This is a genomic window from Nitrosococcus wardiae, assembly GCF_004421105.1.
Taxonomy (GTDB): Bacteria; Pseudomonadota; Gammaproteobacteria; order Nitrosococcales; family Nitrosococcaceae; genus Nitrosococcus; species Nitrosococcus wardiae.
The window spans coordinates 1,804,582-1,819,105 of the sequence record NZ_CP038033.1 but is presented as its reverse complement, the minus strand read 5'-3'; the positions used below and the strand labels follow the sequence as shown (position 1 = coordinate 1,819,105).

The following is a 14,524-nucleotide window of genomic DNA, read 5'->3' as shown; positions in this document are numbered from 1 at the left end:
GGGCTTAGTCAGGGAAATTAAACCCCCTGCAATACCTGAGGGCTTCTCCACTTTCGGCCCTCTATGATTTGAGCCACTTCCGACAAACATTCCTCTCGCGACAGGGAAGCACAAGCAATTGGCGGACTATAGTGAAGAGAAATCTGGCTACGAAGCAGCAAAGCCCCAAGAATTTGGCCTTGACCTTCAACGCCCTCGATACGGAGCGCATAGATAGGTGCACTTGACCGTACTGCCAGCCAAGCCACTCCTTTTTTGAGGGGACGGGGTGGGTCCGTATCCAGATGAATCCCTCCCTGGGGAAAAAGAGCCACTATCTCCCCCGCATGTAGGGCTAACAACGCTTCCCGGAGAGCTTTTTCTGGTCGTCTATCCCGATCAACCGGGATACACTTCATAGCGCGGAATAACCACCTAAAGCCAAAGCGGCGATACTGGTCACGAGCAATCAAAAACCGCAGTGGCCGAGGACTCGCCGCCACTAAAAGTAGGGGATCAAGCCCGGAGACATGGTTAGCCACCACCAAAGCCCCCCCCTGAACAGGTAAGGGCAGCAAAGCAGAATCAAGGCGATGGAAACGGCGGCAGTAGAGGCGATTGAGACCATCCAAACGGTTCAGCCAACGCACCCCCCAATCAACCTCATTGGCAGCCTCGCAAGCGCGCAGGCCCTGTCTCCACCCCCACCAGCCTGCCGCAGCAGCCACAATGAGGAAAGGCCATAGCCCAATCTCAGCAAGCATACGCAAAATTACCTAAATACTTTGATAGTTGTGGCAAATAATGGCCAGCATCTACCTATCGATTTAAGATTCAATCTTAAAAGGCGATGTATCCCCTTTACCCTCACGGATAATCTTCGGCACATCTTCGACCAAATCAACCACGGTCGTTGGCTCAAAGCCGCAATACCCCCCATCGATGATGAGATCCACCTGATTGCCAATCCGATCGCGGATCTCTTCTGGATCGGTAAGGGGCATCTCCTCCCTGGGCAGAATCAAAGTAGAGCTTATCAAGGGCTCGCCCAAGATCGCTAACAACGCTTGGGTAATAGGATTATCCGGAACTCGGATGCCGATAGTGCGCCGTTTAGGATCTTGCAAGCGCCGAGGGACCTCCCGGGTAGCTTTAAAAATAAAGGTATAAGCTCCCGGGGTAAGGGCTTTTAACAGCCGAAAGGCGCTGTTCCCAATTCTGGCATAAAGGGAGAACTCCGAAAGATCCCGGCTGACCAAACTAAACTCATGGCGAGTGCCTAGACCTCGAAGGTGGCGAATGCGATCCGCCGCTGCCTTGTTGCCCACTTGACATCCTAAAGCATAGCCCGAATCAGTCGGATAGACGATCAACCCTTCTTGTCGGAGGATGGTCGCCGCTTGATTAAGCAAGCGTTGTTGGGGATGAGTGGGATGGATCCGAAAATACTGACTCATGGGGCGTTACCTTGTGATTCTTGTAATTACTGCCATAGGCTCCACACTGGTTTGCAGCCTTCAGGCAAAGGAGGAATCTGCCCCAGTTCAATCCAGGCATTCTCGGGGCCATGATAATCGGAGCCACAAGACCCTAAAAGCTCCATCTCCTGAGCAAGACGAAGTAAAAGGGCCGTCGCCTCGGGGGGCTGGCTGCCTGAGACCACTTCAAGGGCAACTCCTCCGCATTCCTTAAATTCACCCAGCAGTCGCCCCAATTTGCTACGGGTCAATCGGTAGCGGGCAGGATGGGCCACGACTGGGAACCCGCCAGCATGACGGATCCAGGTCACAGCTTGCTCCAGCGTCGCCCAACGACCTGCAACATGCCCCGGTTTGCCCTGAACCAAATAGCGTTTAAAAACAGCCTGGAGACTCTTGGCATACCCTTTTTTAACCAAAAAACGGGCAAAGTGGGTACGGCTAAGAATATTACCCTGGGCATAGCATGATGCCCCCTCCAGGGCGCCCTCAATGCCCACCTTTTGAAGGCCCTGAGCTATTTCGCGAGCCCGCTCATCCCGATAGGCCCGTAACTGCTGAAGGCCAGCTTGCAGTTCTGAGTCTTCCCGATCAATGCCCAGCCCTAAAATATGCACCGTACGCCCGCCCCAGGTCACGGAGATCTCCACCCCGGAAACCAACGCCAATTCTAAATTTGCAGCGACGGCGCTAGCCTCAGCCAAACCCGCAGTGCAGTCATGATCGGTTAAAGCCAGAACTGCCACTCCTTGGGTGGCAGCCCGCTGCACCAGCGCGGTAGGATTAAGAGTCCCATCGGAAGCCGTTGAATGGGTGTGTAAATCGTAGATTGCTGTTGCCATCTAATACAGTGTACCCCATATGGCAAATACAGTAAGATATTTTTACGCCATTACAGGATAAAACTATTGAATCTATGAAGCTATTCTTTGACCTTTTTCCCGTTATTCTATTTTTTTGCGCTTATCAATTCTACGATAAGCTGCCTCCAGAAATCGTAGAGGAAGTTAATCGCCTCCCCTTCCTGACGCTAACCCCCGGTGGTTCGGAGGATGCCATTCTTTTTGCGACGGCCGTAGCCATCCTTGCCTCCACCCTGCAAGTCAGCCTCTATTTTTTTAAGCACCATCGCTTCGAGCCCATGCACCTAGTTACCCTAGGCCTAGTGACCCTATTGGGAGGTGCCACCCTGGTGTTTCGTGATCCCACTTTTATCAAGTGGAAACCGACGGTGGTCAATTGGCTCTTTGGGCTCGCCTTTCTGGCTAGTCAGATATTCACCCGCAAGCCTTTAATTCAACGGATGATGAGTACCGCGATCACTTTGCCCGTTTCCATATGGAGCCGTCTTAATATAGCCTGGGTGATATTTTTTCTGGTCTCGGGTCTAGCCAATCTCTATGTGGCCTATCAGTTCGCAGAAGCTGTCTGGGTAAACTTCAAGCTGTTTGGTATGCTAGGTTTGACTCTTTTATTTGTTGTTGGTCAGGCTTTTTACCTGACACGACACCTCAACCCGTCTGAGGATTGATTATGCTCTATGCCATCATCGGCCAAGACATTGAACACAGCCTGGAACGCCGTCGCCAAGTCCGCTCCGCCCACCTTGGGCGAATCCAAGAGCTCCAAGAAAATGGCCGCTTGGTACTGGCAGGCCCTTTTCCTGCCATGGATACCGCGGAACCTGGAGAAGCAGGCTTTACCGGTAGCCTAATCGTGGCGGAATTTCCCTCCCTGGAAGCCGCGGAGCAATGGGCCCAGGCTGACCCCTATGTGGCAGCTGGAGTCTATGCCCAGGTGACAGTCAAACCCTTTAAACAGGTGTTGCCATGACTCCAGAAGAACGGGTTGCTTTCATCCGCACCCGCCTGGAGGCTGCCCTCTCCCCCCATTCCGTGGTCATCAAAGATGACAGCGCCCGCCATGCGGGACACACCGGTCATGGCGGTGGGGGTCATTACCAGGTGACCATTGTGGCTGAAGCCTTTGCTGGGAAATCCCGGATAGAACGCCATCGCCTGGTTTATGACGCCGTTGGTGAAACCATGGGTAATGAAATTCACGCCCTCAGCATCAAAGCGTATACTCCTCAGGAATATCCAGAAAGCTAAATAATCGCCGTTCCCCAGGGACTCAAGTCATGGATGCCCCCGACCTCAAACACCCGGATCTTTATCTCAATCGCGAGCTTAGCCTGCTGCAATTTCACAGCCGGGTACTTGCCCAGGCGACGGATGAAAGCATTCCCTTATTGGAAAGGCTACGTTTTCTGTGCATTTCCAGCACCAATCTAGATGAATTCTTCGAAATCCGGGTATCTGGGCTTAAGGAGCAGATTGCCCTAGGCTCAGTCCAGGCAGGTCCGGATGGTTTAACTCCCCAAGAAACTTTAAAGCGGGTCAGTGAATATGCCCACAGCATAGTGGAAGAACAATACCGGATCTTACAGGAAACCTTGTTTCCCCAACTTGAAAAGGAAAACATTCGTTTTCTCCGGCGCCAGGAATGGACTCCCAAACAAGCCCAATGGGTAAAACGCTACTTTAATAGCGAGCTAGTCCCCATGCTCAGCCCGCTGGGCTTGGACCCCGCCCACCCCTTTCCTCGCATTATCAATAAGAGTCTGAATTTTATTGTTGCCCTAGAAGGAAAGGATGCCTTTGGCCGCGAAAACGGGATTGCCGTGGTCATGGCCCCGCGGACTTTGCCACGACTCATCCATGTGCCCCGCACTTATGCCAAAGGACCCTACGAGTTCATTTTCCTCTCCTCCATTATCCATGCCTATGTGGATGACCTGTTCCCCGGCATGTCCGCGACGGGCTGCTACCAATTCCGGGTCACCCGGAACAGCGATCTATTTGTGGATGAGGAAGAAATCGATGACCTACTCCATGCTCTGGAAGGAGAACTGTCGACCCGCCGCTATGGCGATGCTGTCCGTTTAGAAGTCGCAGATAACTGCTCTGACGAGATGGCCGACTTTCTTCTCAAACAGTTTAACCTCACTTTAGATGACCTCTATAAAGTGAATGGGCCAGTCAACGTGAATCGTCTGATAGCGCTGCCAGACCTGGTCGACCGCCCTGATCTCAAATATCCCCCTTTCACCCCCGGTCTTCCCCTGCGCATGACCCGCAACACAGATATTTTTGAAATTATCCAGCGGGGCGACGTGCTGCTGCATCATCCTTTCGAATCCTTTGTCCCGGTGATTGAATTTTTACGTAAAGCGGCGGCCGATCCGCAAGTGCTGGCGATTAAACAAACCCTCTACCGCACGGGTCCTGATTCTGCCATTGTCGATGCCCTGGTGGAAGCTGCCAAAACAGGCAAAGAAGTCACTGCAGTAGTGGAACTGCGGGCTCGCTTCGACGAAGAAGAAAATATTCATTTGGCCAACCGCCTACAAGATGCGGGTGCTCAAGTAGTTTATGGCGTGGTGGGCTATAAAAGCCACGCTAAAGCAATGGTTGTCGTGCGCCGGGAGGGGAAGCGCCTGCGGCGTTATGTCCATCTAAGCACTGGCAATTACCATGCTCGAACTAGCCGGATCTATACTGATATTGGTCTGCTGACCTGCGATAAGGATATCGGCGATGATGCCCATAAGATCTTTTCACAACTGACTGGGCTCGGTCGAGCCCGCAAACTCAAGAAACTGTGGCTATCCCCCTTTACCCTGCATAAGCAGCTTATCAGCTATATCGACCGGGAAGCAGAGCATGCTAAGGATGGCAAACCTGCCCACCTCATTGCCAAGATGAATTCCCTCACTGAGCCCCAACTCATCCAAGCCCTTTATCAGGCTTCCCAGGCCGGGGTAAAAATCGAGCTTATCATCCGCGGGATCTGCCGACTGCGACCTGGTATTCCCAATGTCTCCGACAACATTCAGGTACGCTCCATTATCGGCCGTTTTCTAGAGCACAGCCGCATTTATTATTTTCTCAATGATGGCCATAGCGAGATCTACTGCTCCAGCGCCGATTGGATGGAGCGGAACATGTTTCGCCGCGTCGAAACCGCCTTTCCCATTGAAGACCCACGCCTAGCCGAGCGGCTATTGAAAGAAGGGCTGTTACTCTATCTTTCAGATAACACCCAGGCCTGGATACTGCAATCTGACGGCAGTTACAAACGCCTCAAACCCACCGGCAACCAAAAATCCCGCTCGGCCCAACAGATATTGCTGGAAAAGCGGGCTGACTAAAAACCACCGGATCTAGCCCCAATTTCTTGGGTCCACGCTTCAGCAAAAGTTTTCAAAGTGTCCTGCGATGTTATACCCTAAGTATCTCAGTAAAAGTTTTGCAGTATTCTTGGAGCGAGCCGGTGGCGTGGAGCCAGGGGACAGGGAAGTCCCCACACCGATTCGCCGGGAGCGAATCGGGACATCCGGAGGAGGCCCCTTATAGGGGGCGCGCCAGGGAGGGCGCGCATCGACCCCTTTTTTCAGGGAGGAAAAACGGGTTTGTGGAACACCTCCGGCTCGCTTTTAAAACACCTCATATTTTATTCATAGGTACTTATGCTTATGCCTGGTTCAGCCGGATTCCACCACCAGCCGTTTTCTGGGGCAGCAAATAAGCATAACTCAAGTCAGCCCCTTGCTTCTAACTCTGCCAGGTAACCTCCCAAACGTAACAACAACCGGCTATAGCGGGGAGCCGCCACCAAATGACAAGCTTCAGCAAAATCCTTGCTTTCTTGTAAACCCCTGACGAGCCAGTCTAGATCTTCTTGAAGGTGAACCTCCACTCCCTGGCCTGCCGCTACCAAACTTCTATGCAAATTTTCAGCCGCTGCCTGTAAGTGGCCGCACCCTTGGGGATCGCGCCTTTCAAGCAATAACCGTTCACCGTATTGTAAGTCAGCGAGCCAATACCCCAATAGCCGGAAATCAGTGACTGCATCGGCGGGAGCGGGCTCTGGTGCTGCTAGGGGGGAAAACTGTTGAGTGTAGAGTCGATAACCCCGTTCGGCCTTGCTGGCATGTTCCACGGTAAGGGGAACAATCTCAGCCAGCTGCAAGGCCATCCAATAGAGATCCCTATCCTCTCCTTGTTTGAGCTCCAACTCCAGTTCGGATAAGGGCTCGGTGCGGCTATTCGAACAGATATGCCCCTCGTCCAAAGCCAATTCAATTGCACTCTCATCCCTTATCTGTAAAATCCAACTGGTACGCCAAAAATCCGTTTCAAACACCGGGATTAACCGGGCGGCGAGATCCGCTTCTCCAAGTACTCCTACCTTGGCTTCTGCCGCTAACCGCTCCAGATTGGGACTGTTATTGTCCACCTCGCTTTCCCATTCCTGGCGACGATGGAGTCCAGCCCCCCCAGAACTGGCTCCTTTGACGGTCTGGACCCAGCGGTGATCTATCCGGCGCACCCGCAACCCTACCCCTTGTTTTAGGAGTCCTAAATCAGGGGTATCGAAATAGATGCTTTGCAAGTGCTTGCGCATCGGACCCTGATGGACATCCCGGCTCACCAGGGGATGTTCACTCACTTTGGACAAGTACCCTGGGGCCAACCTTAACTTGATTTCGCTCTCTGTCGGCATAATTTAAGTATCTCAGTGAAAGTTTTGAAGTATTCTTGGAGCGAGCCGGTGGCGTGGAACCAGGGGACAGGGAAGTCCCCGCACCGATTCGCCGGGAGCGAATCGGGACATCCGGAGGAGGCCCCTCAGGGGCGCGCCAGGGAGGGCGCGCATCGACCCCTTTTTTCAGGGAGAAAAAACGGGTTTGCGGAACACCTCCGGCTCGCTCCTAAAACACCTCATAATTTTATTCAGAGGTATTTATTTGGCTTTGAGACGATAACCCGCCGCCTTCACATAACCGGCTTCCTGGACCAGATCGGCTTCGGTCAGCGGATGTTGAACCAGCCACCCTTCAGGAAATTTAAGCTTTAAAGTGTTCTGATCGACCTTGAATATTAAATAAGGCAGCGCAATGGGGGAACGATTGCGGTTAAGCAACACCGCCAACCGCAACAATAGGCAAAGACGCAGCGTAGGCTGACGAAGATCCTCGGGAAGCAGCTTTAGTTTGGCAACTGGCAATTTGCGACGATGTCCCCGCACCAGGAACGCCAAGACCTGCTGCTCCTGCTGGGAAAAACCAGACATGTCACTATAGGCCACGAGATAGGCACCATGCTTATGGTATTGGCTATGGGAAAGGGCCAGACCTACTTCATGGAGTATTGCCGCCCACTGCAAAGACAAAAAATGCTCTTCTTCTTCCAGCTCCCAGGTGGAAGCCGCCGCTTCCAGTAATGCCATGGCAGTCTCTTTAACCCGAGAGGCATGGGACTGATCCACATGGTAGCGCTGGGCTAAATCAGCAACAGTGCGGCTACGCACATCCTCATGGCGAATCCGGCCAATGAGATCATACAGCAACCCCTCCCGCAGGGCGCCATCCGATACCGTCATGCGTTCAATACCCAGACTCTCAAAAATGCCTTTGAGTATCGCCACGCCGCCGGGAAATACGGGCCCTCGCTCAGGGCTTACCCCTTCAAGCTTTAGTTGTTTAACATGGCCCGTCTCCACCATAAAGTGGGCAAGGGCCTTTAGGGAAGCCGCCGTAATCATTCCGCTGCCGCACCAACCCTGGGCAGCGACTACACGGGCTACGGCCCGGATAGTTCCCGAAGCCCCTATGGCTTCTTCCCACCCTAAATGGCGAAATTGCTGTTCAATGTCTTGCAACATCGTCCGGGCAGCAATTTCAGCTTGCTGCATAGAAGCTCCATTCAAGATTCCCTTGGGGAAAAAGCGGTGACTATAATGGACACAGCCCATTTCAATGCTTTCCCGATAACGCCCCTCTTCAGCACCTTCACCGATAATGAACTCTGTGCTTCCTCCGCCAATATCAACCACCAGTCGTCGGGCATTATCAAAATCTAGGGCATGGGAAACGCCCAAATAAATCAACCGAGCCTCCTCATCCCCTGCGATAATTTCAATAGGATGGCCCAAAACAGTACAGGCGCGTTCCAAAAATTCATCGGCATTCCGCGCCCGCCGTAGGGTATTCGTGCCCACGGCCCGGATTGCCCAAGGAGGGAGATTCCGCAAGCGTTGTCCAAAGCGGGCCAAGCAACTCAGGGCCCGCTCCTGGGCCGCCTCGCTCAAATGCTTATCATTATCGAGGCCGGAGGCCAGTTGGACCATCTCCCGCAAGCGGTCTAGTACCTGTAGCTGACCTTCTCTCACCACGCGGGCAATGATCATATGAAAGCTATTGGACCCCAGGTCTATGGCGGCCAGAGTATCGGGATGTCGCTGGCTTAACACAAGTCAAACTCCCTATTTACCACCAACTTCCCTCCATGGAGAAAAAAACAGAAAAGACCCTAATTTCTGAGGCAAATATAATCCTTTCGCCTTTCCAATTCTGAAAGCGCGTACCTAAGCGAATGAAAAATTAAAATTTAGTCTTCGTGGACAATTTGCTCCATGCTTTCCAAACTGATATGGCGTACATCCTTGCCCTTGACCAAATAAATGACATATTCGCAGATATTGCAGGCATGATCGCCAATTCTCTCTAGAGCCCGGGCCACCCAGATAAGTTCCACTGCCCAGGAAATATTGCGGGGATCTTCCATCATGTAGGTAATCAACTGGCGCAGGATACTCTCGTAGCGGGCGTCTGCCTGGGCATCTAGCGCCGCCACGCTGAGGGCAGCCTCAGGGTCCATACGGGCAAAAGCATCTAAAGAATCCCGCAACATCCCCAAGGCATGATTAGAGAGGGATCTTATCAAATCAAAAGTATTCGCGGGTCTTTCCCGATCCGATAAACGAATCGTAGTCCGGCCTATGCGCTCGGCCCCATCCCCGATTCGTTCCAGATCGGCAACAGTTTTAATTACCGCCATCACCAACCGTAAATCACCTGCAGTGGGCTGACGACGGGCTAAAATTTGGGTGCACTCCTCGTCAATGGACACATCCATGGCATTGACCCGGTAATCCTGGCTAATCACTTCTTCGGCCTTTTCCACATCTCCATTTACCAAAGCATCCACGGCTTCGGCGATCTGCCGCTCGACGAGTCCGCCCATAGCGAGGACCCGATTTTTGATATCCTCAAGTTCCTTATCGTACTGCCGGTAGGTATGGGGCGTAGTGCTATGGGGCATGATTCACTCCTTGTGCCTTATAGAGCGCCGGCAATCATTAACCGTAGCGCCCGGTAATATAGTCTTCGGTCTGCTTCTTTTTGGGATTAGTAAATAAAGTACTCGTATCGCCAAACTCAATCAATTCCCCCAGATACATAAAAGCCGTATAGTCCGAAACCCGTGCTGCTTGCTGCATATTATGGGTAACGATCACAATGGTATACTCGTTCTTCAGTTCATAGATCAGTTCTTCGATTTTGAGAGTAGAGATGGGATCTAAGGCTGAAGCAGGCTCATCCAAAAGCAACACTTCCGGCTCAATGGCGATGGCTCTAGCAATCACTAACCGCTGCTGCTGACCACCGGAGAGGCCCACCGCATTGTCGTCTAAACGGCCTTTGACCTCATCCCATAGGGCAGCCCTTTTAAGAGATTTTTCCACCACTTTATCTAAGGTACGGCGGTTTTTAATCCCCTGCAAGCGCAGCCCATAGGCGACATTCTCATAAATAGATTTGGGGAAAGGATTGGGTTTTTGGAACACCATGCCAACACGGCGCCGCAAATCAGCCACATTAACGTTTTTATTGTAAATATTTTGTTCATGGAGAAATACTCCCCCTTCGATACGGACTCCATCAATCAGATCGTTCATGCGGTTAAAGCAGCGCAGCAGAGTGGATTTGCCACATCCGCTTGGACCGATAAAAGCGGTTACTCGCCGCTCTGGAATAGTAAGATTGATGTTTTTAAGCGCCTGCGTACTTTGATCATAATAAAGATTGAATTCTTTAACCTGCAGACAGGGCGTTTCATCCTGTAGCTTAACTTTTTCAACACCGCGCTCGATTAACGAGATATCAACCCCATGGGTCTGCGGCGTTTTGTCATTAGTCTGCCGGTTCATGATATTAACCTTTTCTTTAATTCTCTGCTGCACGGTATTTTTCTCGGAGTCGGTTACGAATCATAATAGCGGTCAGATTGAGGGCCACGATGATTAGGACTAACAGCAAAGCTGTCGCATAAACCAAAGGGCGAGCAGCTTCCACATTAGGACTTTGAAAGCCCACATCATAAATATGGAAACCCAAATGCATAAACTTGCGGTCTAAATGCAAGAACGGAAAATTCTCATCTAAAGGCAAAGAGGGAGCTAGCTTCACTACCCCTACCATCATCAGGGGTGCGACTTCGCCTGCAGCCCGCGCTACGGCCAAAATAAGCCCTGTCATCATGGCGGGAGCAGCCATGGGCAATACAGTGCGCCATAAAGTTTCAGCTCGAGTAGCCCCCAATGCCAGGCTTCCCTCCCGAATGGAACGGGGAATGCGGGATAACCCCTCTTCTGTCGCCACAATGACCACAGGCACGGTGAGGATGGCTAAAGTCAAGGAAGCCCAAAGTAAGCCTGGAGTCCCAAAAGTCGGTGCCGGCAACGCTTCTGGAAAGAACCAGCGATCCACGTTCCCTCCCAGAAAATAAACAAAAAATCCCAGACCGAATACCCCATAGACGATAGAAGGCACCCCTGCCAGGTTATTGACTGCAATCCGTATAATACGTACCAGCAGCCCTTGTTTAGCATACTCCCGTAAATAGACGGCTGCCACCACGCCAAAGGGAGTGACGATAACGGACATAATGAGGACCATCATCACTGTCCCAAAGATAGCAGGAAAAATCCCCCCCTCCGTATTGGCCTCACGGGGATCCTCGGTCACAAATTCCCTAAGCTTTGCCAAATAAAAATGACTCTTGTCTCCTATCCCCATCCCATTAGGACGGTAGGCCCGCACCACCTTTGCCAAGGGGATTTCCACCACCCGCCCATCAGCAATCTCTGCCGTCAGGCTATCTCGCCTAATTTGCTGGTAAAGTTCATTAAGCTTTTTCTGAACATTAGCATAGGCTTCCTGCAGTTCTGCCTCCTCGGCCTCCACCTTTGCATAGGCCTGGGGATCAGTCACCTCTTCAAGTTCCAGACCCCGACGACGCAAACGCAACTTCTCCAATTGATAATTGATGGCACCAATGTCATGCTTTTCAATATCCTTAATTTGAGCATGGAACTCATTGACTCTAGCCAAGCGTTGTTGAAGAGTCTCCCAGGCATTTTCACCTTCGGCAATAACCTTGTCTTGCTCCTTGACAGACTGAAGATAGCCATAAAAATGGCCCCATTCCCGCCGCTCGATGGCCATCAACTCCTTGGGATAACGCTCATTGTTGACCAATGGCTCCACAATCCAAAGAAAATCAAAACCGAAGAAATCCCGGTTGCCTACTTTGAGCAGGTTCCGAGTCACCAGAGAGGGGGCCTCGGGCAGCATATAACCCCTATCCTGCAAGCGCTGGCGGGCAACCTGCTCTTGGCTAACCACTTCCCCAATCAAACGTACGACTTCCCCATCCTGCTGGGTGTACTCAATCTCTGCAATCTGCGCTGGCCAAAAATGCCCCAATCCCTTGACCGCAATAAGGACCAATAAACCCGCCACCATGACCACACTGGTACTCACTGCACCCGCAGTCAACCACACCCACGGCGTCCCCGATTTAAACCACTCTTTCATTCGCTTTGAGCTCTTTATCTATCTTCATCCAATCTAACTACCTACAAACTACTGTACTTTTTTCGCAACCGCTGGCGCACAATCTCGGCCAGAGTATTAACAGCAAAGGTCACCATAAATAAAACTAATGCCGCCAGGAATAAGATGCGGTAGTGAGTACTGTTGACCTCAGACTCCGGCATTTCCACGGCAATATTTGCAGAAAGGGCCCGGAAGCCTTGGAAAAGATTAAAATCCATAATGGGCGTATTACCCGTAGCCATTAACACAATCATGGTCTCGCCAACCGCTCGGCCAAGACCAATCATCACGGCAGAGAAAATACCTGGGCTGGCGGTTAAAAGCACTACCCGCACCAAGGTTTGCCACGGAGTGGCGCCTAAAGCCAAGGACCCAAAAGTGAGATGCTTGGGGACACTGAAAATAGCATCTTCAGAGATAGAAAAAATCGTCGGGATCACGGCAAAACCCATAGCAAACCCTACCACGAGGGAATTGCGCTGATCATAGGTAATCCCTAAGTGAGTGGTGATCCACTGAGACATGTTGCCACCAAACCATGCCATCTCTAACGGTTTACTCAGTATCATGGCGAGGGCCCCTATACCCACCACAACGGGGATAAGCAGTGCCGCCTCCCAACCTTCCGGGACCCGATGGCGCACCCGGCTAGGCAGCCGGTGCCATAAATAAGCAGCGATAAAGATACCCACAGGCATTAACAGCAAGAGGGCGAAGATCCCCGGGAGATGACTTTCGACCAGGGGTGCCAACCAGAGACCAGCCAAAAAACCGAGAATAACCGTAGGGAGTGCCTCCATAATCTCAATGGTGGGCTTGACCAACCCCCGCATTTTAGCGCTCATGAAATAAGCCGTATAAATCGCTCCCATAATGGCCAGCGGAATGGCAAACAACATGGCATAGAAAGCCGCCTTGAAGGTACCAAAAGTGAGGGGGGTCAAACTAAACTTTGGCTCAAAATCATTACTCGCTGATGAGGATTGCCAGATAAACTCAGGCTCTTGCCGACTTTCATACCAGACTTTCCCCCACAGGGCCTGCCAGGAGACCTCTGGGTGTTCATTATCTATCTTCAAGAAATGCACATTGCCCTGGGGATCGCTGGCTAGCATCGCATTCGCCCTAGGCGCAATTCCCACCGTCGTCAAAGGAGCCTCGCTGAGGCGTGTGACCTGTAATGTCTGGTGCGCAGTGGTGTGGTAAATGCCCACGTGGCCTGAAGCATCCGCCGCTAAGAAGCCTTTACGAGCATGCTCAGAGGCAATGGCCGTAATCGGTGCCTGTTGAGATTCGAAGGTCCGGATTTGCTCTAAGGTATAATTATTATTTTCATCTCGCACTGGGAACCATTGCGCGATCCGACCGGAAGAATCTCCTACCAAGAGCGAAATGCCGCCTGTGAGAAAGGACAAAGCAGTGATCTGAACATCCTTTGGGACTGCCTTCACCCGCTGCACCAAGCGTGGCGCTTCCTTATCCCTTACCTGGTAGTAGTTGATATAGCCCTCCGAATCAGCCAAATATAACTCCTCTTGCTGCACATCAAGAGCCAGATGAGTCACTTTAAGTGGAGAGAGATCCAGCGATGAGGCAACCCGCTCAATAGTCACTTCATCATCAAGAAAAGACCGCTGCAAGGCAAAGTTCACCAAAACTAAGCGTCCGTCCCCAGTGACTGCAGCCACAGTGGTCTGGTCCTCATCAGATTGGGCACTAATGAGGCGTAAGGGTTGCCCCTGGGCATCTACCGCCAACAGTCCTTTGTCGAGAGGGTGCTCTAACCGAGGCGTAATAGTGCGAATATCGTCGGGATAAGAGATATCATAGGCATGGCGTAACAGCAGGGCGCGGCCATCGGAAAGACCATAGATAACTGCTTGACGGGAAGGATCGCCGGCCCCGAAACTAGTCACGGTGACTCCCTTAGGTAACGGCAGTTGGGCTTCCGAAACTACCTTGCCATCCCCGGTAGAGAAGAAAATGGCCCGTCCCTGGTCAGTCAGGCGGAAACCCACATCATTATATTCATTCAAGGCCAGATGAAGGGTGTTTTCAGGACTGCCGCCAGGAGCTGAATACTGGACGCCTGGCTCCACATGAGCCGGGCGAAACAAGGGGATGACCACGTACAGGAGGTAAAAGAAAATCAGAATAATGGCAATAATAACACTGATGCCACCGGCAGCAATGTAATATCGGGCGATATGGTCCTTGATTTCACGCCAGCGGCGACGGCGTATGGCCACCGGCGAATTGGGAGAAGGAACGACAGATTCTTCAGTCTCTGAAACTCTAGCAACCATTTCAATCTATGGGA

The 14,524-nt window shown here is 51.8% G+C and carries 13 protein-coding genes; 4 read left to right on the top strand and 9 right to left on the bottom strand.

Annotated elements, in window-relative coordinates; genetic code table 11:
- Nucleotides 1-17: 17 nt before the first annotated feature.
- From E3U44_RS08810 to E3U44_RS08800, 3 genes are all read right to left on the bottom strand, one after another.
- The gene (locus tag E3U44_RS08810; RefSeq protein ID WP_240761786.1) at nt 18-743 is read right to left on the bottom strand and encodes a lysophospholipid acyltransferase family protein; all 726 of its coding nucleotides are present in this window, start codon (nt 741-743) and stop codon (nt 18-20) included.
- Nucleotides 744-806: 63 nt separating this feature from the next.
- On the bottom strand, nt 807-1,436 hold the full coding sequence (locus E3U44_RS08805) for an L-threonylcarbamoyladenylate synthase (protein ID WP_134357792.1): 630 nt from the start codon (nt 1,434-1,436) through the stop codon (nt 807-809).
- A 26-nt stretch (nt 1,437-1,462) separates the two neighbouring features.
- Nucleotides 1,463-2,299, bottom strand: a complete 837-nt coding sequence (locus E3U44_RS08800; protein ID WP_134357791.1) for a PHP domain-containing protein — start codon at nt 2,297-2,299, stop codon at nt 1,463-1,465.
- Between the two features lie 74 nt (nt 2,300-2,373).
- Here E3U44_RS08800 and E3U44_RS08795 point away from each other — a divergent pair, with 74 nt between their 5' ends.
- Genes E3U44_RS08795 through ppk1 form a run of 4 tightly spaced genes read left to right on the top strand, consistent with a single transcriptional unit; the run spans nt 2,374 to nt 5,670 of the window.
- The gene (locus E3U44_RS08795; protein ID WP_134357790.1) at nt 2,374-2,988 is read left to right on the top strand and encodes a septation protein A; all 615 of its coding nucleotides are present in this window, start codon (nt 2,374-2,376) and stop codon (nt 2,986-2,988) included.
- A 2-nt stretch (nt 2,989-2,990) separates the two neighbouring features.
- Nucleotides 2,991-3,290, top strand: a complete 300-nt coding sequence (locus E3U44_RS08790; protein WP_134357789.1) for a YciI family protein — start codon at nt 2,991-2,993, stop codon at nt 3,288-3,290.
- Nucleotides 3,287-3,568: a BolA family protein gene (locus E3U44_RS08785; protein WP_134357788.1), complete on the top strand. Its 282-nt coding sequence runs from the start codon at nt 3,287-3,289 to the stop codon at nt 3,566-3,568. The genes E3U44_RS08790 and E3U44_RS08785 overlap by 4 nt, the downstream gene beginning before the upstream one ends.
- A 29-nt stretch (nt 3,569-3,597) precedes the next feature.
- Entirely contained in the window at nt 3,598-5,670 is a 2,073-nt protein-coding gene (ppk1, locus tag E3U44_RS08780) for a polyphosphate kinase 1 (RefSeq protein WP_134357787.1), read from the top strand.
- A gap of 389 nt (nt 5,671-6,059) precedes the next feature.
- On the opposite strand, the gene E3U44_RS08775 is transcribed toward ppk1, so the two are convergent.
- The 6 genes from E3U44_RS08775 to E3U44_RS08750 all read right to left on the bottom strand — a co-directional run bounded on the left by E3U44_RS08775 (nt 6,060) and on the right by E3U44_RS08750 (nt 14,510).
- A complete protein-coding gene (locus E3U44_RS08775) occupies nt 6,060-7,025 on the bottom strand; it encodes a CYTH domain-containing protein (protein ID WP_134357786.1) in 966 nt (321 codons plus the stop codon).
- Nucleotides 7,026-7,265: 240 nt separating this feature from the next.
- A complete protein-coding gene (ppx, locus tag E3U44_RS08770) occupies nt 7,266-8,774 on the bottom strand; it encodes an exopolyphosphatase (RefSeq protein ID WP_134357785.1) in 1,509 nt (502 codons plus the stop codon).
- Between the two features lie 137 nt (nt 8,775-8,911).
- The gene (phoU, locus tag E3U44_RS08765) at nt 8,912-9,625 is read right to left on the bottom strand and encodes a phosphate signaling complex protein PhoU (protein ID WP_134357784.1); all 714 of its coding nucleotides are present in this window, start codon (nt 9,623-9,625) and stop codon (nt 8,912-8,914) included.
- A 37-nt stretch (nt 9,626-9,662) separates the two neighbouring features.
- A complete protein-coding gene (gene pstB / locus E3U44_RS08760) occupies nt 9,663-10,514 on the bottom strand; it encodes a phosphate ABC transporter ATP-binding protein PstB (protein WP_134357783.1) in 852 nt (283 codons plus the stop codon).
- Nucleotides 10,515-10,530: 16 nt separating this feature from the next.
- A complete protein-coding gene (pstA, locus tag E3U44_RS08755; protein WP_134357782.1) occupies nt 10,531-12,183 on the bottom strand; it encodes a phosphate ABC transporter permease PstA in 1,653 nt (550 codons plus the stop codon).
- Between the two features lie 41 nt (nt 12,184-12,224).
- Nucleotides 12,225-14,510 (bottom strand): ABC transporter permease subunit, encoded by a 2,286-nt coding sequence (locus E3U44_RS08750; protein ID WP_134357781.1) that lies wholly within the window; start codon nt 14,508-14,510, stop codon nt 12,225-12,227.
- Nucleotides 14,511-14,524: the final 14 nt, after the last annotated feature.

Coding starts and splice junctions, on each gene's coding strand:
- E3U44_RS08810 (WP_240761786.1), bottom strand. CDS start 743: ATGCTTGCTGAGATTGGGCTATGGCCTTTCCTCATTGTGGCTGCTGCG.
- E3U44_RS08805 (WP_134357792.1), bottom strand. CDS start 1,436: ATGAGTCAGTATTTTCGGATCCATCCCACTCATCCCCAACAACGCTTG.
- E3U44_RS08800 (WP_134357791.1), bottom strand. CDS start 2,299: ATGGCAACAGCAATCTACGATTTACACACCCATTCAACGGCTTCCGAT.
- E3U44_RS08795 (WP_134357790.1), top strand. CDS start 2,374: ATGAAGCTATTCTTTGACCTTTTTCCCGTTATTCTATTTTTTTGCGCT.
- E3U44_RS08790 (WP_134357789.1), top strand. CDS start 2,991: ATGCTCTATGCCATCATCGGCCAAGACATTGAACACAGCCTGGAACGC.
- E3U44_RS08785 (WP_134357788.1), top strand. CDS start 3,287: ATGACTCCAGAAGAACGGGTTGCTTTCATCCGCACCCGCCTGGAGGCT.
- ppk1 (WP_134357787.1), top strand. CDS start 3,598: ATGGATGCCCCCGACCTCAAACACCCGGATCTTTATCTCAATCGCGAG.
- E3U44_RS08775 (WP_134357786.1), bottom strand. CDS start 7,025: ATGCCGACAGAGAGCGAAATCAAGTTAAGGTTGGCCCCAGGGTACTTG.
- phoU (WP_134357784.1), bottom strand. CDS start 9,625: ATGCCCCATAGCACTACGCCCCATACCTACCGGCAGTACGATAAGGAA.
- pstB (WP_134357783.1), bottom strand. CDS start 10,514: ATGAACCGGCAGACTAATGACAAAACGCCGCAGACCCATGGGGTTGAT.
- pstA (WP_134357782.1), bottom strand. CDS start 12,183: ATGAAAGAGTGGTTTAAATCGGGGACGCCGTGGGTGTGGTTGACTGCG.
- E3U44_RS08750 (WP_134357781.1), bottom strand. CDS start 14,510: ATGGTTGCTAGAGTTTCAGAGACTGAAGAATCTGTCGTTCCTTCTCCC.